Source organism: Sessilibacter sp. MAH1 (assembly GCF_054658315.1).
Map to the genome: position 1 here is coordinate 1 of NZ_BAAGIC010000005.1, position 24559 is coordinate 24559.

General features: G+C 44.0%; 19 protein-coding genes and 1 pseudogene. 15 read left to right on the forward strand and 5 right to left on the reverse strand.

Annotation, left to right across the window (positions count from 1 at the left end):
* Positions 1 to 100 precede the first annotated feature (100 nt).
* The 12 genes and pseudogenes from ACYQ28_RS06495 to ACYQ28_RS06550 all read left to right on the forward strand — a co-directional run.
* Positions 101 to 289, forward strand: a pseudogene (locus ACYQ28_RS06495) (DnaA N-terminal domain-containing protein); the annotation flags it as partial.
* A 51-nt stretch (positions 290 to 340) separates the two neighbouring features.
* Positions 341 to 2092, forward strand: coding sequence for a chromosomal replication initiator protein DnaA (gene dnaA, locus ACYQ28_RS06500; protein WP_460049262.1), 1752 nt, complete (start codon positions 341 to 343; stop codon positions 2090 to 2092).
* Between the two features lie 171 nt (positions 2093 to 2263).
* The gene (gene dnaN, locus ACYQ28_RS06505; RefSeq protein WP_460048942.1) at positions 2264 to 3373 is read left to right on the forward strand and encodes a DNA polymerase III subunit beta; all 1110 of its coding nucleotides are present in this window, start codon (positions 2264 to 2266) and stop codon (positions 3371 to 3373) included.
* A 19-nt stretch (positions 3374 to 3392) separates the two neighbouring features.
* Positions 3393 to 4508 carry a DNA replication/repair protein RecF gene (gene recF / locus ACYQ28_RS06510; RefSeq protein WP_460048943.1) on the forward strand — a complete coding sequence of 372 codons (1116 nt, stop codon included), beginning with the start codon at positions 3393 to 3395 and terminating at the stop codon, positions 4506 to 4508.
* Positions 4509 to 4521: 13 nt separating this feature from the next.
* A complete protein-coding gene (gyrB, locus tag ACYQ28_RS06515; protein ID WP_460048944.1) occupies positions 4522 to 6939 on the forward strand; it encodes a DNA topoisomerase (ATP-hydrolyzing) subunit B in 2418 nt (805 codons plus the stop codon).
* A gap of 357 nt (positions 6940 to 7296) precedes the next feature.
* The gene (locus ACYQ28_RS06520) at positions 7297 to 8385 is read left to right on the forward strand and encodes an efflux RND transporter periplasmic adaptor subunit (RefSeq protein ID WP_460048945.1); all 1089 of its coding nucleotides are present in this window, start codon (positions 7297 to 7299) and stop codon (positions 8383 to 8385) included.
* Positions 8386 to 8400: 15 nt separating this feature from the next.
* A complete protein-coding gene (locus tag ACYQ28_RS06525) occupies positions 8401 to 11448 on the forward strand; it encodes an efflux RND transporter permease subunit (protein ID WP_460048946.1) in 3048 nt (1015 codons plus the stop codon).
* A gap of 21 nt (positions 11449 to 11469) precedes the next feature.
* Positions 11470 to 12042 (forward strand): diguanylate cyclase, encoded by a 573-nt coding sequence (locus ACYQ28_RS06530; protein ID WP_460048947.1) that lies wholly within the window; start codon positions 11470 to 11472, stop codon positions 12040 to 12042.
* 13 nt (positions 12043 to 12055) lie between these two features.
* Positions 12056 to 13165: a beta-ketoacyl-ACP synthase III gene (locus ACYQ28_RS06535; protein ID WP_460048949.1), complete on the forward strand. Its 1110-nt coding sequence runs from the start codon at positions 12056 to 12058 to the stop codon at positions 13163 to 13165.
* Positions 13166 to 13167: 2 nt separating this feature from the next.
* Complete coding sequence (locus tag ACYQ28_RS06540) at positions 13168 to 13875, forward strand: iron-containing redox enzyme family protein (RefSeq protein WP_460048950.1); 708 nt, start codon at positions 13168 to 13170, stop codon at positions 13873 to 13875.
* The gene (locus ACYQ28_RS06545; protein ID WP_460048951.1) at positions 13868 to 14701 is read left to right on the forward strand and encodes a DUF6999 family protein; all 834 of its coding nucleotides are present in this window, start codon (positions 13868 to 13870) and stop codon (positions 14699 to 14701) included. Before ACYQ28_RS06540 ends, ACYQ28_RS06545 begins: the two co-directional genes overlap by 8 nt.
* A 228-nt stretch (positions 14702 to 14929) precedes the next feature.
* Positions 14930 to 15682, forward strand: coding sequence for a dienelactone hydrolase family protein (locus ACYQ28_RS06550; protein ID WP_460048953.1), 753 nt, complete (start codon positions 14930 to 14932; stop codon positions 15680 to 15682).
* 55 nt (positions 15683 to 15737) lie between these two features.
* On the opposite strand, the gene ACYQ28_RS06555 is transcribed toward ACYQ28_RS06550, so the two are convergent.
* From ACYQ28_RS06555 to ACYQ28_RS06565, 3 genes are all read right to left on the reverse strand, one after another.
* A complete protein-coding gene (locus tag ACYQ28_RS06555; protein ID WP_460048955.1) occupies positions 15738 to 16064 on the reverse strand; it encodes a YbjQ family protein in 327 nt (108 codons plus the stop codon).
* Positions 16065 to 16067: 3 nt separating this feature from the next.
* Positions 16068 to 16280, reverse strand: coding sequence for a hypothetical protein (locus tag ACYQ28_RS06560; protein WP_460048957.1), 213 nt, complete (start codon positions 16278 to 16280; stop codon positions 16068 to 16070).
* An 87-nt stretch (positions 16281 to 16367) separates the two neighbouring features.
* Positions 16368 to 18011, reverse strand: a complete 1644-nt coding sequence (locus tag ACYQ28_RS06565) for a sodium:solute symporter family transporter (protein WP_460048959.1) — start codon at positions 18009 to 18011, stop codon at positions 16368 to 16370.
* Between the two features lie 453 nt (positions 18012 to 18464).
* On the opposite strand from ACYQ28_RS06565, the gene ACYQ28_RS06570 reads away from it, so the two are divergent.
* The 3 genes from ACYQ28_RS06570 (at position 18465) to ACYQ28_RS06580 (ending at position 22877) form a co-directional block, all read left to right on the forward strand.
* Complete coding sequence (locus ACYQ28_RS06570; RefSeq protein WP_460048960.1) at positions 18465 to 20597, forward strand: TonB-dependent siderophore receptor; 2133 nt, start codon at positions 18465 to 18467, stop codon at positions 20595 to 20597.
* 255 nt (positions 20598 to 20852) lie between these two features.
* Positions 20853 to 21398: a hypothetical protein gene (locus tag ACYQ28_RS06575; RefSeq protein ID WP_460048961.1), complete on the forward strand. Its 546-nt coding sequence runs from the start codon at positions 20853 to 20855 to the stop codon at positions 21396 to 21398.
* A gap of 6 nt (positions 21399 to 21404) precedes the next feature.
* Complete coding sequence (locus ACYQ28_RS06580) at positions 21405 to 22877, forward strand: PepSY-associated TM helix domain-containing protein (protein ID WP_460048963.1); 1473 nt, start codon at positions 21405 to 21407, stop codon at positions 22875 to 22877.
* Positions 22878 to 23150: 273 nt separating this feature from the next.
* On the opposite strand, the gene ACYQ28_RS06585 is transcribed toward ACYQ28_RS06580, so the two are convergent.
* The gene (locus ACYQ28_RS06585; RefSeq protein ID WP_460048964.1) at positions 23151 to 23870 is read right to left on the reverse strand and encodes a lysophospholipid acyltransferase family protein; all 720 of its coding nucleotides are present in this window, start codon (positions 23868 to 23870) and stop codon (positions 23151 to 23153) included.
* A gap of 124 nt (positions 23871 to 23994) precedes the next feature.
* Positions 23995 to 24543, reverse strand: coding sequence for a D-glycero-alpha-D-manno-heptose-1,7-bisphosphate 7-phosphatase (locus tag ACYQ28_RS06590; RefSeq protein WP_460048965.1), 549 nt, complete (start codon positions 24541 to 24543; stop codon positions 23995 to 23997).
* Between the last annotated feature and the right edge of the window lie 16 nt (positions 24544 to 24559).

Here is a 24559-nt window from a genome sequence, read left to right on the forward strand (position 1 = left end):
TCGTTTAAATAAAAATCTTTTCCATGGCGCTTGAGACTCTCTGATATTCATTATCGTTGGGGTTTTTGGGTTTGCTTTTGTTTAAATATCGGAGCTAGTTTTGCCACAGTCAGTTTGGAATGAATGTGTTTCCAGTCTTGAAAAAGAGCTGCCTAAACAGCAATTTAACACCTGGATCAGACCTTTGGTGTTATCGGACGACAACCTTGAGCAGGGGGTGTTGAACGTCGTTGCTCCCAATCGCTTCGTTTTAGATTGGGTAAACTCTAAGTTCTTAAACAGGATCGAAGAGCTTGTCAGCGAGTTTAACGACGGGCAGATTCAGCGCATAAATCTTTCTGTGGCACGCATCAGTCGTGCGGCCCGTGGAGCTGGCGGTCGCGCTTCCTATACGGCTAATCGTCCGCCAGCCCAACATAACTCTCGTTCGCACGGTTTCGACGATAATTCCACTGCGTCCCCGTCTGGGTTTGCCGATCGTAATGGCGGATCTGTTGGTTTTGGTCAGCGTTCTAATGGCTTTCACACTAACGGTAGTGATCTCGGTTTAGATGCCAACCAGTGGGCTGACGAATCCTCTGCCAATGTTAATGATATCGTCCGGGAAAGCGGCTTTGGCGGCTCTGCGCGCAATAGTTCTGCCATCGGTAATTACGGTGGTGGTGATGTTTTTTCCGATCACGGTTTTAATTCTCAGGCCATACCTGAAGAGCGTGATTTGGACTCTGCGTTTGGTGGCGGTGGTTATTCAACCGCCGTTGATCATTCGTCTCAGGATAACGGGTGGGGTAGAGATTCTGAAGAAAATACCCGCTCGGATGATCAATCCGGTTTTAATCGTGGTGATGCTGGTGTTTTTACACCTGAGAATTTCTCCAGACAAAATGGCTCCGTACCTCGTTCGGCGGCCAGTAGTTTAAATCTGGATCCGCGTATTTTTAATAAGCGTCCAGGTCGAAACACGGCAACTTTTCAAGGTTCTCCTTTTACTGCGCACACCCAAAATACGCCTAAGCCTTTGGTAAATAACCACGGCAAAAAAGACGTACAGGTCGAAGGTGCCATTAAGCACGTTGGTAGTTTAAATCCTAACTTTACGTTTAAAAGTTTCGTCGAAGGTAAATCTAACCAGCTTGGCTTGGCTGCGGCTCAACAGGTCTCAGAAAATCCAGGGGGTGCTTACAATCCGTTGTTTATCTACGGCGGTGTTGGTTTGGGTAAAACTCACTTGATGCACGCGGTCGGTAACGCCATGCTTGAGCGTAACCCTAACGCTAAGATTGTTTACTTGCATTCTGAACGCTTTGTGGCTGATATGGTAAAAGCCCTACAGCTTAACGTTATTAATGACTTTAAGCGGTACTACCGCTCTGTTGATGCCTTGTTGATTGATGATATTCAGTTCTTTTCTGGTAAGGAGCGCTCTCAAGAAGAGTTTTTCCACACGTTTAACGCATTGTTAGAAGGTGGCCAGCAAATCATTCTTACCTGTGATCGTTATCCGAAAGAAATTAAAGGTGTAGAAGAGCGCTTGAAATCACGGTTCGGCTGGGGATTAACCGTTGCCGTTGAGCCGCCGGAGCTTGAAACTCGCGTGGCTATTTTGAAGAAAAAGGCGGTGCAGTCGAATATTGATTTACCCAATGATGCGGCGTTTTTTATTGCTCAACGTATTCGCTCGAATGTTCGCGAATTGGAAGGCGCTTTAAAGCGGGTTATTGCCAATGCCCACTTTACCGGTCGCTCTATTGATGTTCCTTTGGTCACCGAGGCTCTTAAAGACCTTCTGGCCTTGCAAGATAAACAGGTTAGCATTGAGAATATTCAGCGCGTGGTGGCGGAGTATTACAAAATTAAAATCAGTGATTTGCACTCCAAGCGTCGCAGCCGGTCCGTGGCTCGGCCGCGTCAGGTCGCTATGGCGCTGTCAAAGGAGTTAACCAATCACAGCCTACCTGAAATAGGAGATGCCTTTGGTGGTCGTGACCACACTACGGTTTTGCATGCGTGCCGAAAAATTAAAGAGCTGCGCGAGCTGGATTCCGATATTCAAACCGACGTTAAAAACCTAACTCGCTTATTAACAACCTGAGGGTTATTAATAAGGAGTTTGTTCCTGGTCTTTTCTAGGCGTTAAAAAACATCGATAAAGCGCTGATTCTTGGTAGTTTTTACTCAGCTTTAGCGGCGTTTTAAGGTATCATTAAAGACCTAAATCTGTGCAGTCTATCTTTTTGCGAATAAGGTTTTTAGAGTTTTTGTAATGAAGTTTAAGGTGTTTCGTGAGCAGCTACTTAAGCCGCTGCAACTAGTTGCGGGCGTTATAGAAAAACGCCAAACCATGCCTATTTTGGCAAACGTATACATGTCATTGCACAAAGACGGCACCTTGTCGTTGACTGGCACAGATATGGAAGTTGAAATGATTGTTCGGGTAGTTTTGGACGATGACTTCACACCTGGTGAAATTACGGTGCCCGCCAAAAAGCTTACCGATATTTGCCGATCATTACCCGACGAATCTGAAATTACTCTTGAGCTAAAAGACGAGCGCGTTTTGGTGAAATCCGGCCGCAGCCGATTTCAGTTATCTGCCTTGCCTGCCAGTGATTTTCCCGCTTCAGATTCTCGTCAAAACGAGATCAGCTTTCAGTGTACCAAACACACGATAAAGCGGCTGATCGAGAAAACCGGCTTTGCCATGGCCCAGCAAGATGTTCGGTATTATTTGAACGGTATGCTGTGGGAAATCAGTGCCAACCGCTTTCGCGTGGTTGCGACTGACGGTCATCGACTTGCGTTATCGGAAAATACCGAACTACAAACCGGTATTAACGATGTTTACAGCTGCATTGTGCCTCGCAAGGGTATTTCGGAATTGGCCCGTTTGCTTGACGACAACGAAGACAGCGTAGACATAGGTATTGGTCCCAGTCATATCCAAGTCAGCTCCGAGTTTTTTACCTTCACGTCTAAATTGGTTGACGGCAAGTTTCCCGAATACGAACGTGTGCTTCCCCGTGGTGGCGATAAGATTGTATTTGGCCCACGAGCTGAGTTGCGCGAAGCGTTTTCTCGGGCTGCCATCTTATCCAATGTTAAATATCGTGGTGTTCGACTGCTTCTTAACGATGGCTTACTGACCATCACCGCAAATAATCCGGAGCAAGAAGAAGCTAACGAGGAAGTGGTTGTGGACTACCACGGTGAAGAGCTCGAAATTGGTTTTAACGTCAGTTATCTCCAAGACGTCACTAACGTATTGGAGAGTGAAACCATTAAATTTACGCTTTCTAACTCTAACGCCAGCGCGTTAATTGAAGAGCCAGAAGGTGGTGATTCGATGTACGTTGTTATGCCAATGCGTATGTAACTTATCTTGGATAAAATTTTTGTACTACAAGCGTTTGTTAGTCAGCAACGTTAGAAATCTTGAGCCGTTAGATCTAACCTTTTCACCTTCGGTGAACGTGATCTGCGGCTTAAATGGCAGCGGCAAAACATCTTTTCTCGAATCTCTTTCGATACTTTCCAGCGGTAAATCTTTTCGATCCCATTTAACAACGCCCGTCATAGCTCGTGATCAAAAGGCAGCGACCGTTTTTGGTGAAGCCAGCGACGGTAATACGCTCTACAAAATAGGTGTGGAGAAATCGATAGGCAAGGGTAGCTCTATTCGGTTGAATCAAAAACCTCTCCAGAATAATTCAGCACTGGCTCGATTAATTCCTTTGTTGGTGATTGATCACCAGTCTTTTGAGTTGTTAACGGGTGGCTCTAAGTTTCGTAGAAGTTTGTTAGATTGGTTAGTGTTTCACGTGGAACAAAATTTTCACGTTAACTGGTTGTCGTACCGTGAGGTGCTTAAACAACGCAATGCTCTATTGAAGCTGAAGGAAACCCAAGCCCGCGATGTGAATATCTGGGCACCTCAGCTTTCCGATTTTGGCGAAAAGATTACCGACTATCGAGCTAAGGTTTTTGAAATCTTGGCGACGCAACTTAACGAACTATCTACGCACGAGAAAGACTTCGAGTTGGATTTCAGATTTGATCAAGGATGGAAGCACGATCAAAGTCTAAAAGAATGTTTGTTGGAATCCTTTGATCAAGACAGACGCTATCAGACCACAAAGAAAGGCCCTCATCGTGCGGACCTGCTTTTTACCACTGGCGGTAAAAAAGTAACGGACGTGCTTTCCCGAGGCCAGTTAAAAACGGTAGTCTGCCGCTTCTTTTTAGCGTTGGCTAATTGCTACAAGGATATTTTCGGTAATGCGCCGATTATATTGATCGATGACTTACCGGCGGAGCTTGATAAGAATAGAGCCAAGATACTGCTGCGACAGTTTTTGAATTTGGGTAGTCAATTGTTTGTTACCGGAGTAGATCTACCATATTTCAGCGATATCATCGCCACAGAACAGAATATAAAAGTGTTTCACGTGGAACATGGAATATTCAAAGAATTGGAAAAAGACAGCGCCATTAATCTCGCTGCTGTCTGACGGAGAAAATGAAATGACAGAAGAAAACAACTATAACTCATCCAGTATCAAAGTATTAAAAGGTTTGGATGCGGTAAGAAAGCGTCCTGGTATGTACATAGGTGACACCGATGACGGCTCAGGCCTCCATCACATGGTTTTCGAGATTGTCGATAACTCCATCGATGAAGCCTTAGCTGGCCACTGTTCCGAAATCAATGTTGTTATTCACACTGATGAATCCGTCACAGTCAGCGACAATGGCCGTGGAATTCCAACCGAAATGCACGAAGAAGGTGTATCGGCAGCCGAAGTAATCATGACGGTGTTACACGCCGGTGGTAAATTTGACGACAACACCTACAAGGTATCTGGTGGCTTGCACGGCGTGGGTGTGTCCGTAGTTAATGCATTGTCAGAAAAGCTCACCCTAACCATTCGTCGCGATAAAAAAGTACACGAACAGGTTTACTATCACGGTGTACCGCAAGCGCCACTGAGTATCATTGGCGAAACGTCTTCCACCGGCACCACGGTGACCTTCAAGCCATCACCAGCTACCTTCACCAATATCGAGTTCCACTTTGATTATTTGGCGAAACGTCTGCGCGAATTATCTTTCCTAAACGCAGGTGTGCGTATTGTGTTGAGTGACGAGCGCAGTGGTAAACAAGAAGTCTTTGAATACGAAGGTGGTCTAAGAGCATTTGTTCAGCACTTAAACCAAGCGAAAACTCCAATCAACAACGTCTTACACTTTACCACTACTCGCGAAGATGGCATCGGCGTAGAAGTTGCGCTTCAGTGGAATGATAGTTTCCAAGAGAATATCTTTTGTTATACCAACAATATTCCTCAACGAGACGGTGGTACTCACCTTGCGGGCTTTCGTGGTGCGCTAACTAGATGCTTGAACAACTACATCGAAAACGAAGGTTTTGCGAAAAAACAGAAGGTAAACACCACCGGTGATGATGCCCGTGAAGGTCTGACTGCGATCATTTCCGTGAAAGTTCCTGATCCAAAATTCAGCTCCCAAACCAAAGATAAGCTCGTGTCTTCAGAAGTAAAAGCGGCGGTTGAACAAGAAATGGGTAACGCCTTGAATGATTACCTATTGGAAAACCCAGCCGACTCAAAAGCCATCGTCTCTAAAATGATAGACGCGGCTCGCGCTCGTGAAGCCGCACGTAAGGCGCGTGAAATGACCCGCCGTAAAGGTGCTTTAGACATCGCAGGCTTACCGGGTAAGCTCGCCGACTGCCAAGAGAAAGACCCATCACTCTCTGAAATTTACCTTGTGGAAGGTGATTCGGCGGGTGGTTCTGCTAAACAAGGTCGCGACCGTAGAACCCAAGCAATTCTGCCGTTGAAGGGTAAGATTCTTAACGTAGAGAAAGCCCGCTTCGACAAGATGCTATCCAGCGCCGAAGTTGGTACGCTTATTACCGCTTTAGGTTGCGGCATCGGTAACTCAGAATTCAACGCCGATAAACTCCGCTACCACAGCATTATCATCATGACCGACGCCGATGTGGACGGATCGCACATTCGCACCTTATTGCTGACCTTTTTCTTCCGCCACATGCGCGAGCTAATCGAGCGTGGTCACGTTTATATTGCTCAACCACCTTTGTACAAAATCTCCAAAGGTAAACAAGAGCAATATCTCAAAGATGACGACGCTATGACTAAGTTCTTGTTGCAAGCGGCCATGGACAGCGCGGCATTACACGTTAATGCCGATGCACCACCGATTCAAGGCTCCGCATTAGAAGCATTGGTCAACGAATACAGAGCTGTTATGGCGACCATTGCACGCCTGGATAAAGTCTTCCCGTCCGATGTTCTAGAGCAAACCATCTACATCTCTAAACTCGCCGCAGAAGATCTAAACCAAGAAAGCGAAGTAACCAAATGGTGTGCAGAACTCGAAGGCAAAATGCTCGTCGATAACCGTTCGGGCAGCGCCAGCTATGTAATTACCGCAGAACACAATGTGGAACGTAACATTTACCTACCAAAGGTAACCATCACCGCCCACGGAGTGCCTACCGATTACCGATTTGGCTTAGATTTCTTCAAAAGTGCCGAGTACCGTTCTATCTGTGAATTAGGCCAAAAGCTTGATGGCTTATTGGAAGAGAGCGCATTTATCGCACGCGGCGAAAAGCAAGAAGCGGCCACCAGTTTCAAACAGGCCTTAGAATGGCTAATGAATGAATCCAAACGTGGTTACGCAATTCAGCGCTACAAAGGTCTTGGTGAAATGAACCCAGAGCAACTTTGGGAAACCACCATGAACCAAGAAACCCGCCGTATGCTGCAAGTTACCATCGAAGACGCCATTGGTGCCGACCAAATGTTTGCAACACTGATGGGTGACCAAGTGGAACCGCGTCGCGAATTTATCGAAACTAACGCATTGGCGGTTTCGAATTTGGATGTGTAAAAATAGCTGTTGATGCAGAGATTTGAATAAAAACCCGGATTTAACTCCGGGTTTTTTATTTAAGGCATTAGTAATTATTTAAGATCTTATCGTTTAAGTTAAAAACACCTTACACTCAGTTTATAAACAAATAATCCCCAAGTAGCTGTAGATAAATATCAAGACCAATCATGTAAACGCTGCTAAAACATCTTAGTAATAAAAAGCTGTCCTGTTTGCGTAAAAACATCATACAAATTGCGGTAATTGGTCAGTGATAGCATTGTTGCGATCCCTTACACTAAACCAAATTTATTTGGCTCTCGGCCAAAAATTTAAAAAGCATCGTAAAGACCCCATTTGGATTGAGCAAATCTCATGTCTGTTTTCAAAAACCCCCTTAAGTACCTTTTTATCCTAATAACCATTACTGGCGTTTCGGCCTGCAACGACCAAAAAGAGGTTGGTAAAACCGAGCAAATTAGGCCGGTAAAATCCATTGTGGTGGGTGAGTCTGTGAGTGGTCCGCGCTGGACTTTTCCAGGAAAAGTCCAGGCTTTCGAAAAGGTCGATTTATCATTTCAGGTCTCGGGCCAATTAAAAATGCTGAATGTGTTAGCCGGGCAGAGTGTTAAAAAAGGCGAGGTCCTAGCGAAGCTAGACCAGCGTAATTACGCCGCCGAAGTCAAAGCCGCCCAGGCAGAGTTAGATCGATCATCGGCAGAGTTCAGTCGTATGGAGCCGCTGCTAGAAAAACAGCTGGTATCACAATCGGAATACGATCAGAAGAAAGCCCAGCGTGATATTGCCGAGGCAAATCTAGATCAAGCTCAAAAAGCCCTAGAAGACACCGAATTAACGGCGCCGTTTTCCGGTGTTATCGCTGGTCGTTTCGTCGAGAATTTCGAAGACATCACAGCAAAGCAGGCAATTCTCAGCTTACAAAATCCGAACACCTTAGAAGTCACGATTAATATTCCCGAAAATAGAATCGTTGCAATTGAAAACCAACGCGACCAAATACAAGCCTTTGCAAAAACCAGCAATGAACCCGATAAAAAATACGCGCTGGATTTGCGGGAATATTCCAGTGAGGTAGATCCTGTTACGCAAACTTTTGAAGTGATTTTAAATTTAACCAAAAATGAAACCGATAAAATATTCGCGGGTATGAGTGTAGAGGTGTTGCTTGAAACAGACGACAAAACTGCACAAAGCTATTGGATTCCAGAAAGCGCTGTTATTGCGAATATCGATAATTTACAAGAAAGCAAAGTCTGGGTATTAACTCAGATCGATAACGAATTGTGGCAAGCTCAGTCGCGAGTGGTAGAGGCAAAAGAATTATCGAAAGAAAATATCGAAATTATTTCGGGATTAAATAAAGGCGAAAGAATTGTTACCGCCGGAGCAAATTACCTGCACGAAGGCGACAAGGTAAAACTCTATGTCGGCGACACCTTGTAAGAGCGAGACAATAATATGAATATCGCTCAATACGCCATCGAGAAAAAAACCGTTACCTTGGTACTTGCCATCGCTTTATTAATTGGCGGTGTGATCGCCTTTTTTAATTTATCGAGATTAGAAGACCCGGAATTTACCGTTAAAGACGCGCTTATTATTACCCGTTATCCGGGTGCTACGCCGGAGCAGGTCGAACAACAAGTCACCGATGTGTTAGAAACCGAAATCCAACGCATACCGCAACTCAAGCGTGTTACCTCGGTTTCTAAGGCGGGCTTATCGACCATTACCGTATCGATGAAAGATCAATACGATAAAAAAACCCTACCGGCGATTTGGCAGCAATTACGCAGCAAAATAAATGACGTTAAACAAAATCTACCGCCGGGCGCAGGCGAGCCGCAAATTTTCGATGACTATGGCGATGTATTTGGCATTGTTTACGCGCTAACCGGCGACGGGTATAGCGATAAAGAATTGTATGAATACGCAAAATTTCTGCGCAAAGAATTGTCCTTGGTAAAAGACGTCGCCAAGGTGGATTTGTGGGGTGTGCAACAAGAAGCGATCTACGTCGAATTCTCACGCAATACCATGAATCAACTTAAAATTACACCGCAAGCCATCGCGCAATTATTTACCACGCAAAACTCCGTGGCACAGGCTGGTCAGGTAAAAATTGGTCGCGATTATATTCGCATTAATTCCGCCAACGGCATTAACGCCGTAAAAGACATCGAGAATTTAATTATTCCCGGCCAAAGCGGCGCCGGGCGCTTAATTGTTTTAAAAGACATCGCAACCGTAAAACGCGAATACGTAAATCCCGCCACGGCACAAATGATCTTTAACGGTAAGCGCGCAATCGGTTTGGCGATTTCTACAGCGTCTGGCGGTAACGTAATTACACTGGCTGAAAATATCGAAGAGCGGCTTAATCAATTGCAAACACAAGTGCCGATTGGTTTAGAAGCCGAACCCGTTATAAAACAAGCCGACTCAGTTACCCGTGCAATCGATGGTTTTGTCTGGAGCCTAGTACAAGCCATTGGCATCGTTATTTTAGTGTTGCTGATTTTTATGGGCTGGCGCTCGGGTTTAATTATCGGCATTGTTTTGTTGGTAACGGTCGTTTCGACTTTTTTACTGATGGATTTCGAAGGTGTTGCCCTAGAGCGAATTTCTCTGGGTGCCTTAATTATTGCCTTGGGTATGCTAGTCGATAACGCCATCGTTATTTGCGAAGGCATGCTGGTAAGAATTCAGCAGGGTGAAAAGCGTCTGGCCGCCGCAAAGATAGTGGTGGAACAAAACGCATGGCCGTTATTAGGTGCAACCTTCATCGCCATTTTAGCGTTTGCTGCCATCGGCTTGTCGGATGACTCGACCGGAGAATTTTGTCGCAGTCTCTTCCAAGTGATGTTGTTTTCACTCATAACCAGCTGGGTATTGGCTTTAACCTTAACGCCGCTGCTGTGTTATTGGTTAATTCCAGAAACAGACGTCACCGATAATCAAAAAGATGTGTACTCAGGCTTTTTATTCACCGCCTATAAAAAGTTTTTAGTGGGCTGCTTAAATCAACGTGCGCTAACCACCATTGCCTCTGTTTTATTAATGGGTGTGGCGGTTTACGGATTTGGGCAAATTAAAGGTTCGTTTTTCCCAAAATCAACCATGCCCTTTATGATGGTTCACTATTGGTTGCCAGAAGGCTCTGATGTTCGTGAAACCCGAGCCGACGTCGAACAAATCGAAGCATTTATTCGCAACCAAACCGAAGTAAAATCGGTATCGAGTTTTATTGGCCAGGGTGCACCAAGATTTATTTTGACCTACGCACCCGAAATTAATAATTCCAGCTACGGCTTTTTATTAATTGAAGTGAATAAATATCCCGAGATAAACAGTTTATTTCCAAAAATCAGCGACTATTTAGCGGCGAACTTCCCAGACGCCCAACCCAAGGTGCAGCGCTTTAATTTAGGACCAGCACCTAAGAATTCGATAGAAGCGCGATTTAGCGGCGACGATGCCGAAGTATTGCGTAAGCTCTCCCAGCAAACCAAACAAATCTTTGAGTCAGAAGGGGCAATAGTAGTACGCGACGATTGGCGTCAACCGGTTAAAACCATCAATCCCGTATATGCGCCCAATCAAGCGCAATTGGCGGGAGTTTCTCGCGATGATCTAAACGGTGCATTGCAAACCAACTTCGTCGGCAAACGCATTGGCGTTTATCGTGAAGACGACGAGTTAATTCCCATTGTTTCACGTGCCACAGAAGTGGAACGCCAAGATATTTCGCAAATTAAAAATATCCAAGTATGGAGTGTCAGTGCCAACGCCTACATTCCCATTGGGCAGGTGGTGAACAGTTTTGAAACCCTTTGGCAAAATCCGCAGATTCATCGCAGAAACCGTCACCTAACCATTACTACCGGCGCAGAACCCGTAGATGGCGAACTTGCCAGCGAATTACACGCACGAGTCAAGGCCAAGGTAGAAGCTCTAGAATTACCCGAAGGTTATTTTTTGGAATGGGGTGGTGAATTCGAATCGTCCGGTAATGCACAAGGTGCATTAAAAGGTGGGATTATCAGCTCCTTTATATTGATGGTAATAATTTCAGTGGTGTTATTTAACTCCATTCGTAAACCCGTCATTATTTGGCTGGTCGTACCCTTTGCTGTAATCGGCGTAAGCTTCGGATTGCTCGCCACTGGCGAACCATTTGGCTTTATGTCGTTACTGGGCTTTTTGAGCTTATCGGGCATGCTAATCAAAAATGCGATTGTGTTAATCGAGCAAATTGGCCTTGATGAAGCCGAAGGTAAGCCGGTTTATAAAGCCATTGTGGATTCAGCCATCTCGCGTAGCAGGCCGGTGTTAATGGCCGCGGCAACAACGGTTTTGGGTATGATTCCGCTGCTGGACGACGACTTCTTTATTGGTATGGCCATTACCATTATGGCGGGCTTAAGTTTCGCAACCCTGTTAACACTCATTCTAGTACCGGTGTTCTATAGTTTATTATTCGATGTAAAGAAAACGGCTCTCTAAACGCAAAGGTAATGCAACATAGTGGAAACCACAGACCTGCTGATTAATTTATTATTGTTTTTATTTTTGCCCCTATGGGGAATCGCAGGTTTTGTGGATTGGTGTTGTCACAAAGCCACTAATATTGAAGTTACCTCCGGTATAAAAGAAAGTTTGATGCATTGCGTAATGGGAATACAAATAGGGATTCCCATTATTTTGTGCCTAAGTTATCGCGTAAACGTATTAATATTATTGATCTGTTTCGCCGCGTTAATACTCCACGAGCTGGTCGCGCACTGGGATGTCAATTACGCGCAAAATCTTCGCAAAATATCCATCTGGGAAATGCACGCCCACAGTTATCTAGCCACTTTACCGCTGTATTTATTGATTATTATTTTGGTCATTAACTGGCAGGTGTTGGTAGATTTAATCCAATTAAATTGGCAAGGCCAATTACACTTCGAAAAATTACAGGAAAAACCCGGCGGCAATGGTTACCTACCCGTATATTTAACCTTTATGGCAGTCGCTTGCGTATTTCCTTATTTAGAAGAATTAATTCGCTGTATTAAAAGCAGAAATGCGCAAAAAATGCGAATTACATCTTGAGTCGATCTAAATAATGCACGCTTATATAAATTACACAGGAAGTTTTTTGCCGGGCGAGGCGATCGATAACGACAATATCGAAGCGCATCTAGGAATGGTTAACGGCAAACCCAGTCGATTAAAAAATAAAATACTCAAAGCTAACGGCATTAAAACCCGTCATTACGCAATAGATAACAAACAAAATACCGTTTATTTAAATCAACAGCTCGCAGCGAGCGCCGCACATACCTGTTTAGACAAAGCAGGTATCAGTGCCAATAAAATAAAGCTCTTAAGTGTTGCCACCAGTCAGGGCGATTTGGTGTTACCGGGTTTTGCATCACAGGTGCAAGCTGAGCTGGGTATGGAAGACGTGGAGTTATTTAGCAGCCACGGAATCTGTTCGTGCAGCATGATGGCGTTAAAAAATGCCGCCAGTTTAATACGACTAGGCGAACACAAACGTGCATTAGTTGTTGCCAGCGAATTACCGTCGCGTTTATTCAAGGCCAGTCGTTACGAAGCCTGTAGCGATGCCGTAGATTTTAATGCCGAGTTTTTACGTTGGATGTTATCCGACGGCGCCGGTGCATTACTGTTAGAAGACCACCCCAAAAGTGGCGGCGTAAAAATTGAATGGCAACGCAGTTTTTCTCACGCCGATACCTTACCCGTGTGCATGTCCGTGGGTATGCAACAGGGATCGACCAATCCCGAAGTGGGTAAAACCTGGCAAGATTTCGCAACCTACGCACAGGCAGAACAGGCGGGAGCATTGTTGCTTAAACAAGACGTTCGGCTGCTCGACAATATTGTTAAATTAGGTGTGGATGGATTTTTACGGCTTATCCGAGAAGGCGTGGTGCATGTTGATAAAATTGATCACGTATTGTGCCATTATTCATCCGATCACTTTCGCGGCAAAATATTTGAATTATTAACCGACGCCGGCGCGATGATTCCCGAACACAAGTGGTACACCAACCTTTATACCCGAGGCAATACCGGCTGTGCGTCACTATTTATTATGCTCGACGAATTTCTAAAAACGCAAACCTACCAAAGCGGCGACACCATATTTTGCATGGTGCCCGAAAGTGGTCGTTTTAATACCGCCTACATGCTATTAACTGTTAATTAATTATGCAGACATCAAGTAAAGAAACCGCAACAAAAGAAACATTAACTCCCCATGCACAGAATTGTTTGCAATCATTAATTAGTGTTTGGCTGAATTTTGAAAAACAATTAAATCGCACCGATATTATTCGCAAACTTAATGCAGGTTCGTTAACCAATGACGACTACAAAATCCTGCTATTAAATCTTCGCCAACAAGTAATCGAAGGTTCACGCTGGATCAGTCGAGCGGCATCGAGTTTTGATCGTGAATTTTCCGATATTCGTTCTATCGTTATTGGTCACGCCAAAGAAGAGCATCTCGATTATTTATTGCTAGAAAAAGACTTTGAAGCCGCCGGTGGCGATATTAGTCTTATTCAACAACAGCCAAAAAATATCGGCAGCGAAGCCTTGCACGGTTACATGATGCATAAATCCAGTGAGAAAAACCCAGTAGGGCTTATCGGTGCTATGTGGATCATCGAAGGTCTTGGCGAAAAAATGGCGAACGAGTGGGCGTCGCGCATCGATGAACTTTTAGCCTTGCCAAAAACCGCGACAAAATTTATGCAGTACCATGGTGAGAACGACGATTCACACATGGAAAAGTTGTACACCATGTTAAATCGAGTTTGCATCGACGAGAGCGTTATCGAAGAAATTACCACCACCGCGAAGGTGGTAGCGCGCCTTTACGCTTTACAGTTAGAAGTTATCGATTATGAGTAAAAGCCCGTTTTTACAAGCCTTAGAATACGACGACAGTCTTCCCATTGAAAAAGACGCGCTTAAGCTTTGGTTAAAAGATTTAGAGAATCCTTTTCGTTGGACGTTAAGACCGTTATTTCAAGCGTTATTCGCTGTGCTTTTGCATTTAACGTGGTTTATTAAACGTTTACCCTTACCGCAGTTTTCTGCTCATAATTTTCTGCAAAAAACCATTTGTTGGTTTTGCAAAAACTTCGTTAGTCTAGAAGCGAATCTGTTAATTTTGCGTCACTATGGTTGTGAATCGAATATTATTAATTTTTTAATCGATAATCAGTATTTAAAAGAGGGTGATCTACCGGTTCAACCCATCATGCTTTATCCCGTAAAAATAAACGACATGATGGACGACTCCTTTGTAAAACACGATCAAGAGTTATTTCGTTGTTTTAAAGAAATGGGACATTGGCGTTACAACAAAGCGTCAGAATCATCAATCAACTGGCAGCACTGGCAAACCATTGATATGCAAGCCTTGCAAGTTACGAAAAAGAAAACCCAAGTCTTCGATTTTGAAACCTCACACGCGTTATTTATGTGTTTATTTTGTTTACTGCTAACACGTGACGAATACCGCGATGCCATTAATGGTTTTAATCTCGACCAATCCATGGCGATTCGTGTGGGCGAAATTATTGGCGATAAAAGCTTGGTAGAAATGGCCTACAATAAATTCCCGCATTATCTCGTTGGACCCTGGAACCTAAGCCAACGCTTTTTAATGCACGGCTTTTTTTGCGAATACGTTTATTCGGTTTTGCATAACCTGAAAGAAAAATCAGTATAGGAAACTCTGCTTAACCCAGAGTTTCTCGCGACACGAGGAGGTGTCGCCAATTTCGAGAACGGTAAGTGATGGAAATTGTGAAGAAATTGGAAATCGCATTTTCAATTTCTGTCCTCTGATTAAATGACGGATAAGTTAATCAGAGGTTCTTATAAATGTTTAGGTAACCAGTTTTAACTCAACCATAAATTAACGTCTTGATCACAATAACAAATTTAGGTGGGCACTATGTTACGAAAAACGCTGTTAGGTTTGGGGTTATTTTATTCTGCATTGAGTTTTGCCGAAGGGCGGGCCGTGACCTATGAGGTTAACGGTAATAAATACGAAGGTTATTTTGTTGAAGCGGCAAAAAAAGACGCACCTTTGGTTTTGTTAATGCACGACTGGGATGGTTTAACCGATTACGAAATTCAACGTGCGCAAATGCTTGCGGATATGGGTTATGCGGTGTTTGCCGCCGATATGTTCGGAGCTGGAATTCGCCCAACCAAGGTTGAAGACCGTCGTCAACATACCGGTGAGTTGTATACCGATCGCGAAAAAATGCGCGCCCTTGCCGAAGGTGCTTTAAAAACCGCGAAGGCGAAAGGCGCTAATACCGACAAGGCCGTTGCCATGGGGTATTGTTTTGGTGGCGCCGTGGTTTTAGAAATGGCGCGCGCCGGTATGGATATGGACGGCTTTGCGACCTTTCACGGTGGTTTAAAAACGCCGGAAGGGCAAAATTATTCGGCGACTAAGGGTGATCTGTTAATCATGCACGGTACAGCCGATAAAGCCATTACCATGGATCAATTTGCCGGTTTGGCCAATGAATTAGAAGGCGCGGGCATTCACCACGAAATGATCACCTACAGCGGTGCGCCCCATGCCTTTACGGTGTTTGGCGGTAATAATTATCGCGAAGACGCCGACAAAAAATCTTGGCAGCGTTTTGGTGAATTCCTAGAAAAAGTCACTGCCAGAAGCGCCGATTAATTTCTCTGTGATTTAATAAGAGTTCGTCAACAAATAAACCGATAGTAAAGAATATTCAGTCGCGCTTTGGAATAACCTTAACTGCGGTGCCGTAGGCGAGAAGTTCTGCGGCACCTTGCATAACCGGCGAGGTTACAAAGCGCATTCCCACAATAGCATCGGCGCCTTTAATTTTTGCCTGCGCAATCATGCGATCTAATGATTGCTCGCGTGCCTCGGCGAGCATTTTGGTGTACTCGGTAATTTCGCCACCAACAATGGTACGTAAACTCGCCAATAAATCTTTGCCAATGTGACGGGCGCGTATGGTGTTGCCGCGTACCAAGCCCAGTGTTTCTACGATTTCAAAGCCCGCTAATTCGTCTTGAGTAGTAATAAGCATTAGTTATTGATCCACGTTTTTAGAGTAGTAATCGTCTTCTTTATTATTTAATCGTTCTTTAATGACTTTAATGATTAATAGGCCAACCCCGGCAATAGCAATAAAGCCGATAATGCCAAATGGAAATGCGGCGACCAGTCCAAAAATCAACAGCAATACATAAATAACAGCAACAAATCCTAATAAGGAATAAGATATTTTTTCGTATTTATCCATAATAATTTAGCTAACCTCTAGTAGACGAAGGTTAAATATTTAGGAACCTCTGAATAGATTACACAACAGTTACTCAGAGGACCTTTTTTAGTAATACGACAACATCAACAAAAATACTAATAACACGAAAAACCACAGCACTAAATAACCGCAACGGCGTGGCCAGTTTAAATCGCTTTGTTCTGCCAGCAACTGAAGAGCAGTCATACGGGATTCTGTTGCAAATACTGCCTTTGGAGTTCGGACGTTGGTTTTGGTTAATTGGTTTATTGAACCACCCAGCAGAATCACCAATAAGGTCACCGTAAAACCAAGCGGATTCCACCAAAGCCAAGAAACACTGGGTATAAATTTCCAAAACAGAGCATTTACAAAAATACCCAATATTAAGCCAAAACACGCACCGAGCACGCTGGGCATTCTTATAAAGAGTGTAGCGGTAAAAACCGCTAAAATAGAGCCATTGGCAAGGGAGCCAATCTTATTGATGGCTTCAAGAACGGTTGGCGCAATATCGCCAACAAAAAACGCCATAGCCAGCGTAATAGTTCCCCAAATCACTGTAACAAGTCGAGAAATCCACAATTCTTGTATCGAAGACAACGGCGACTGTCTAAAACGAACCACAAAGTCTTCCATGGTCGTCGCACTGAGTGAATTTAGTACAGAATCCAGCGACGACATGGCGGCGGCAAACAGTGCCACTAATGCAAGACCCACCAGACCTGAAGGCAGTGCCGAAATCATATAGGCGGGTACGGCTAAATTGTATTGAGGCTGACCCGAGCTAGTCGTAGGAAGATGACTTAAAAACGTGGGTTCGAGTTGAGTGTAGGCCGCAATACCCACGCCCACAAAGCAATAGAGCAACACCAACGGAAACCGTAAAAAGCCGTTAATCATTAAGGATTGGTTGGTGGTATCGATATTTTTAGTGCTCAGCTCACGCTGTACTTGGCTCTGGTCGCAGCCGTAATAGGCTAAATACAAAAATAAGCCACCAAATAACATCGGCCAAAAAGCAAAGGTATGTTGGTCACCTAAACCGTGATGAGAAAAATCGATGGCGTTAATGCGTTCGCTATCGACGAGTTGAAATAATTGCCCAAAGCCACCAATGCCATTAATCAGGTAAACAAAGACTAAAATTAATACGGCGACCAAAATAAACATCTGAATAACATCGGAATAAATAACACCTTTTATTCCGCCAAATACGTCGTAAATAACCGTAAAAACACCGAGCATAATAACGGAACCTAAAAATCCAATTCCGGTAATTAAATCAATAACAATGGCGATACTGTAAACCGTTACTGCCGTGGCAAAGGCTCGAACCCACAAAAATAAACCACTCAGTAATAATCGCGTTTTTAAATCGTAGCGTTGCTCGATAAATTCATACACAGACACCAAGCGTAGATGCCTAAATAACGGCATAAAAAATAAAATTAAAACGATCATGGCTAAGGGCAGTGCCAGCTCGTATTGCAGCCACACCAAACCGCCGCCAAGAGTAAATGCCACAAACGCGGGTGCGCCTAAAATACTGTTGGTAGAACATTGTGTAGCGAGTATTGAAATAGCAACCGGCCAGCTGCCAATGTCGCGACCACCAACGTAATAGTCGGCGCGATTAGATTGCGAACGAGATAACCAAACCGCCAGTGCCATTAGGCCGAATAAATACAGGCCAATGACCCACCAATCTAAATTTGTAATCTCACCCATAGACAAAGCTCGCTTTATTTAAAAAACATCTTTGCTATCTATTGACGAATAAATCACGCTCATTCACGAAATTAAACCACAGGAAACCTCGGTTAACAGAGAGTTTCCAGCTTCACAAGGACGGGTTGGTAGTTTCTAGAACGGTAAGTGATTGAAAGGGTACAGGAATTAGAAATCGCGTCTTTTATTTCTGTGCTCCAGTTAAATCGCCGATAAGTTAATTAGAGATGTTTATACAAGTAACCCCGTAATCTTAAGAGAAATAGATCGAGTACCCTCATATTTATAGTGGTTATAAGACTCTGCTAACGTTTTTTGGGATACGGATAAACTGCTAGGGGTTATTGAATTATCCATAAAAATATTTTTAGAAATGATTAACACTTAATTACTTGTATCATTTGCAAATGATAATTAATATCATTAACAGATATTAATCAAACGAGTATTTTAATGATGTACCAACGCTTTACCCACTGTTTTCTGGCCGTCGCAGTCGCCTGTGCTGCACACAACGTCTTTGCCGACCAAGGCGACACCTTAGAAGAGGTGCGAGTCGTGGGTAAACTTAGCGAGTTTGGCGCGACTAAATCGTCGGCACCGGTGGTAGAAACCTCGCGTTCGGTAACCATTGAATCGGCGGACTTATTCATTGATAAGGGCGCGCTAAATCTATCCCAGGTGGCGACCTATTCAGCCGGTGTATCCGGGGAAACCTTTGGTTTTGCCACCCGTGGCGATGCTATTTACGTGCGTGGGCTTTCGGTGCCACGCTATCGCGACTCGATTCAAGAACTGTTTGGCAGTTTTAACAGCACACGTATCGAGACCTACGCGCTAGAGCAAGTTGAAATCCTCAAAGGCCCTGCGTCGGTTTTGTACGGTCAAGGTACGCCGGGCGGCCTCGTTAACGCGGTGACTAAAACCCCAAAGGCAGAATCGTTTAAGGAAATATTTGCCGAATTCGGGAATAACGATCGCCAAGTATTTGGTGCCGATGTTAATTCGGTATTAAGCGAGAGCGGCCAATGGCTGGGCCGGTTTGTGGCATATTCCCGCGAATCCGACACACAGGTCGATTTTGTTAATGACGATACAGTATTATTTTTACCGTCTATTACTTACCGACCTAGTGAAAGCACGGAATTGACCGCGTTTTACGAATACCACAAAACCGACAGCCTTGCCGCAGCGCAATTTGTTCCAGTCGAAGGAACCTTGTTTCCGCTAGAGGGCGTGGGTTTTATTGATCAAGATGTCTTTACCGGTGTGCCGGGTTTTGATCGCTACGATACCGAGTCAGAGCAGTTTACGTTTTTAGCGAAACATCAAATTAACAGCATTGCCAGCGTCGAAGCGACAGCATTGTACCGCAGTGGTGAGGCCGATTATCGTCAATCTTGGCCAACCTTTACCGGCGCTAGCAGATATTTAAATCAGTTTTTAAATACCGATATTTTCCCAGATGCAGCCGTCGCGCGAACATTTTTTCAGGCGAAAAATACGTTTGATCAAAATGCCTTAGACGTTCGGTTTCTACTGGACTTTAATACCGGCGCACTTGAGCACAACGTTTTATTGGGTGTGCAATATCAAGATGTACGTACCGATGACGAGTCATCGAGAATACGCGCCGCCGGTGTTTTAGAAGGCGACTTTAGCTTTATTTTGGACTTAGCCAATCCAACCTACAACGGCTTGGTTCCAAGCGACGCCGATTTTGCCGCAGGTTTTGTGGATACTCCGGAGCAAACCGTAGAAGACATCGGTTTTTATTTTTCCGATCAAATTGCGTGGAATCAATGGCGTTTTACTCTGGGTCTTCGCTCCGATGAAGTCGATAACGATGACGGTGCGGTAACGCAAAACGACAAAGCGATATCCACCAGTGTGGGTGCCTTATACAGTTTTGAGAATGGCTTGGCGCCATACGTTAACTATGCAGAGTCTTTTGAAACGGTCGTCGGAACCGATCTTGCCGGTAATCAGCTAGATCCCGAAGAGGCCGAGCAATACGAAGTCGGCGTAAAATATTCGCCCGATGATGGTCGTTCATTAATTACCCTAGCTGCCTACGATATTAAAATTACCAATTTGCCCAACCCAAATGGTTTGCCCGGAGACGCGGCACAACAACAAGGCGAGGGAAGCATTAAGGGCGTCGAGCTAGAAGGTCGTGGTTATTGGCAAGATTTTTATTGGCAATTTGCGGCATCGTTATTAAATGCCAAAGATCCTAACGATTTGGCGTTACCTGCAATTGCAGAAAAACAAGCCAGCACTTGGCTTACTTGGCGACCCACCATTTTTGATCACTTACATGGTTTTAAAACCGGATTTGGTTTGCGTTATTTTGGTGAGTCGGTGTCCGAAGCTGATTTAGGTAACGGGGCTTTATTAAGTTATAAAACACCCAGTTACACCTTGGCCGATTTTATGATTGGCTATGAATTTGAAAAGATAGATCTAACCTTAAATATTCGTAATTTAGAAGATAAAGAATATTTAACGTCGTGCTTAACTCGTGGTGATTGTTTTCCGGGTGTAAGAAGAACAGCGGTTGCCAAGGTAAGTTACCGTTTTTAACGAAGTTTTAAGACGCTGGTGAAAACATCGGGACCGCTAATTAATTCATCCATGATGTAATCAGAGGACAGAAATTGACAATGCGATTTCCAATTTCTTCTCAATTTCAATCACTTACCGTTCTTGAAATTGGCGACACATCCTTGTGTTGAGGGAAACTCTGGGTTAATCAGAGTTTCCCATCGTTAAATTAGGCAGGGTTTTTTAAAGTATTTACAGGTGTTTGGTACATTATTGTTGAACACAGAGGAATTTATGAACGGTTCAATTTTGGCTGGAATTATTATTCAGTTTGCCGGTGTAGTGTGTTTGTATTTGTCGTGGCGAAAAATTATTAGACTTACCGCCATTTATACCGTGCTCGGCTGGGTTTTACAGGCATTAGCGTTGATAGCTTGGACCCATGGCATTGGCGTTGAATACGGGTTAACACTCGGATTTTTATGCTTTGGGTTTTACGCTTGGTTAATTATTTTTGTGCAAAACCTTAGCAGTAAAAATATAAAAATTCAGGCAAGACCTTGGCAGCCAGCAACACCGAGTGCCAAAAAAGTTTGGCAACACACCGCACGATTTTTAGTAGGCGTATTACTCAGTGGCGTAGTAAGTATTTTATTTATGGCGACAGTGATTGAATTTTTACCCTGGCAGTCGGCTAATCGTTTAGCTTTGGGTTTTATCTTGTTACCCATAATGTGGGCCTGTTTGTGCGTTTGGTGTTACACCAAGCCGTCATTAATTAAACCTGCATTAACTCTGTGCGCCGGTGTTGGTTTATTTTCTATTAATTTTATTATGTAGTTTTTTATGTTGAACCCTACGGAAAACCAATCTCTCGTTAAAGCCTGCACAAGTAGCCATTCCTTGAGCGGGCTTTTTGTCGCTGCAATTTTATATTTGGTTTGCATCAGTGGAACCGTTGCCGTATTTCACAGCGAAATAGGTCGTTGGGAACAACCCCTAGCACCAGAAGGTAATATCGCCAGTATCGAGCAGGTAGAAGCGTCTCTTAATCGCTACTTAGATGAGAATACAGAATTATCCGATCACGAATACGTATTTTTTCCGTCAGATGCGTCACCACGTTATAAAATTGGCAATAAAAAAGACTCGTGGTATTTAGACTCTGAAGGCGAATTTGCACAATCGGCCGCAGCGCCTTACGCAGAATTTCTCACACGCCTACACACTTCGCTGTTATTGCCAGAATCCTTTGCCTTGTACGTTGTAAGTATTACCGGCGTATTTTTAGCAGCGCTAATTATTTCCGGTATCTTGTCCCATCCAAGCATTATTAGAGACGCCTTTAAATGGCGAAAAAATAACAGCGAGCGCATTTATCAAGTGGATATTCACAATCGCCTAAGTGTTTGGGGCTTACCTTTTTATTTGATGATTGCCATGACCGGAGTGTATTTTGGTTTTGTGGGTTTGTTATTTGCTGCTTACGCGGAATTTGCTCACAACGGTGATCGCGCTGGATTACTGGAAGAAATTTACGGTGCCGAACCGCAATTAACGCAACAATTAGGTCATGTTGAATTTGCTAACGCTTATCGGCAAGTAGAAGCTATGAATCCCGGTGGTAAGCCCTTATTCGCGATTCTGCACGAAGCCGGTACCGATAAACAATTCTTAGATTTTTTTGTGCAACAGCCCGAGCGATTATTGTATTCAGAGACTTTTCGTTTTTCGATTCAAGGCGAATTTATTTCCACAGGTGATTACATTGATGGCGCGGTCGGAAAGCAAATTGCCTATTCAACCTATCGATTGCATTTTGGTGATTTCGCAGGTTTAAGCGTAAAAATAATTTACGCGCTATTGGGTTTGAGTTTAACGGTCATTTGCGTCTCCGGTGTTAATATTTGGCTGTTAAAACGCAAACACGAAACCTTTGTTAATCCGTTGTGGACGAGCTTAGTGTGGGGTACACCGGCGGTAATGTTACTGTGCGGAAGTTTATCGTTACTGTTAAAAAATCCTACGGCCTTTTGGTTTTGGTTGCCTTTGGCGTTTTTATTAGTTGCCAGCGTGTGGGTTAAAAACACTCAAGCCCTGAAAACACAACTACTGGTACTGAATGCAATTTTAACGCTGGTGCTTTTAATCGTATACGTGGTGAGTTTTGGTTCGAGTATTTTAGCGTCCGCAGCCATAGGCGGTGAGCTGTTCTTAATGGCCTTGATGATTTGGTTTGGGGTGATGGCGTATCGATCTTTTAAACTACAGCGAAGTTGCATAAACCCAGCGGAGTTAACACCAGTGTTTGTGCAGTAGGTTACGGTTGTGTTTTTAAACAAAAAAGCCACGTTTATCAGCGTGGCTTTTTTTATTTAATCAGAGGGCAGAAATTGATAATGCGATTTCCAATCTCCTCACAATTTCAGTTTACCGTTTTTGAAATTGGCGACTCATCCTTGTGTTGCGAGAAACTCTGGGTTAATCAGAGTTTCCTTTAATAAATGCAATCTATTTTTAGGGACTATTTTTAGAGATTATTTTTCAGGAATTGCTGGTTTTACAGATTGTGTGTTTTCCGCATTACTTGTTTTACGGTTCAATGCGTGCCTGCTGGGTTTCAATCCAATTTTGAACCAACTCGGTTACTTCGCGCGAGGTTTTGCCGACGGTAGAAATGGGTTTACCAACCACTACGGTAATCACGCCGGGCTTTTTCACAAACTGTTTATTTAGCCAAAAGCTACCGGCATTGTGAGCGACAGGAATTACATCGACATTACAGGCCAGCGCAATTTCGGCACCGCTGCGTGCGTATTTGCCGGTTTGTTTTGGCTCTACGCGCGTGCCTTCGGGGAATACCAATAAATTACGGCCCGAGCGAATACGCGCAACACCGTCACTTTTTACCTGTTTTAAGGCTTTTAGTGGATTAGCGCGATCAATTGCCACAGGATTTAACCGCGCAAGGCCCCAGCCGAAAAAAGGCAACTTCAATAATTCCTTTTTCAAAATGGTGCTCATGGGTCTGAATAACGTCTGTAAATAAAACGTTTCCCAGGCACTTTGATGCTTTGCCATGATAACGTAATTTTTCGATAAATCCGGTTCGCCCTCAGGAAATTCAATCCGGTAGCGAATACCACAGACTGCGTTTGCCGCAGCAACAACGAAAAAATTCCAGCGGTTGATAATTTTTCGAGCCAGAGGTTTAGGAAAAACATAATAGAAGGTAATTGCAAACGTACCGGCTAAAATGGCGGAGGTTGCATACAAGATATGAAAAACAACCGAGCGAAAATAATTGATCATAAATACGCGTACTTAAAACCGTGTAGACGGATAAATTTACGGTAAAGAATTAAATCATCCAGCTGTGTGCGAGCTGTTAAACGCATAGCGATAAACCAGTGATATTAAGTCAGTGAAGAGTTCGTTAAAAATGCCGCAGAATGTAATCACAGGCATCGGACAACAGATTAAAGCGAGCAATAATTGCGTCGTTTTCAAGGGTACTTGTATTCCCATCAACACCCTCAGCCAGTACCGGTGTCACGAAAATAGCTTGGGCGCCCACGGTTTCGGCCAAAATCACATCGTCTTTTTGACTGGTGACAAATACGATTTCATCGGCAGGCACGCCAAATTCCAGCTCGATGGCATCAATCAAGCCGGTTTTGGGTTTGCGACAAAAGCAATTGTCGTCGGGCGTATGCGGGCAATAAAAAATTCCGGCGATGGTTGCGCCGCGATTTTCTACCAACTCATTAAGCTTGGTGTGTATTGCCTCAAGCTGATCCAACTCCATTTCACCGCTGCCAATGGCGGGTTGGTTGGTGGCAATAACAATGTTAAATCCAGCTTGATTTAGGCGTGCTAATTGGTCAGCAGCCCCGGAGACCGGTTGCCACTGCGACAACTCGGTTACACCACCTACTCGGAAATGGTTGATTAAACCATCCCGATTTAAGACCAATAATTGCACGCTTAAACCTATTCTA

Excerpts from the sequence above, each read along its gene's own strand:
- dnaN (WP_460048942.1), top strand. The coding sequence starts at position 2,264 with ATGAAGTTTAAGGTGTTTCGTGAGCAGCTACTTAAGCCGCTGCAACTA.
- gyrB (WP_460048944.1), top strand. The coding sequence starts at position 4,522 with ATGACAGAAGAAAACAACTATAACTCATCCAGTATCAAAGTATTAAAA.
- ACYQ28_RS06520 (WP_460048945.1), top strand. The coding sequence starts at position 7,297 with ATGTCTGTTTTCAAAAACCCCCTTAAGTACCTTTTTATCCTAATAACC.
- ACYQ28_RS06525 (WP_460048946.1), top strand. The coding sequence starts at position 8,401 with ATGAATATCGCTCAATACGCCATCGAGAAAAAAACCGTTACCTTGGTA.
- ACYQ28_RS06535 (WP_460048949.1), top strand. The coding sequence starts at position 12,056 with ATGCACGCTTATATAAATTACACAGGAAGTTTTTTGCCGGGCGAGGCG.
- ACYQ28_RS06540 (WP_460048950.1), top strand. The coding sequence starts at position 13,168 with ATGCAGACATCAAGTAAAGAAACCGCAACAAAAGAAACATTAACTCCC.
- ACYQ28_RS06545 (WP_460048951.1), top strand. The coding sequence starts at position 13,868 with ATGAGTAAAAGCCCGTTTTTACAAGCCTTAGAATACGACGACAGTCTT.
- ACYQ28_RS06550 (WP_460048953.1), top strand. The coding sequence starts at position 14,930 with ATGTTACGAAAAACGCTGTTAGGTTTGGGGTTATTTTATTCTGCATTG.
- ACYQ28_RS06555 (WP_460048955.1), bottom strand. The coding sequence starts at position 16,064 with ATGCTTATTACTACTCAAGACGAATTAGCGGGCTTTGAAATCGTAGAA.
- ACYQ28_RS06560 (WP_460048957.1), bottom strand. The coding sequence starts at position 16,280 with ATGGATAAATACGAAAAAATATCTTATTCCTTATTAGGATTTGTTGCT.
- ACYQ28_RS06565 (WP_460048959.1), bottom strand. The coding sequence starts at position 18,011 with ATGGGTGAGATTACAAATTTAGATTGGTGGGTCATTGGCCTGTATTTA.
- ACYQ28_RS06570 (WP_460048960.1), top strand. The coding sequence starts at position 18,465 with ATGATGTACCAACGCTTTACCCACTGTTTTCTGGCCGTCGCAGTCGCC.
- ACYQ28_RS06575 (WP_460048961.1), top strand. The coding sequence starts at position 20,853 with ATGAACGGTTCAATTTTGGCTGGAATTATTATTCAGTTTGCCGGTGTA.
- ACYQ28_RS06580 (WP_460048963.1), top strand. The coding sequence starts at position 21,405 with ATGTTGAACCCTACGGAAAACCAATCTCTCGTTAAAGCCTGCACAAGT.
- ACYQ28_RS06585 (WP_460048964.1), bottom strand. The coding sequence starts at position 23,870 with ATGATCAATTATTTTCGCTCGGTTGTTTTTCATATCTTGTATGCAACC.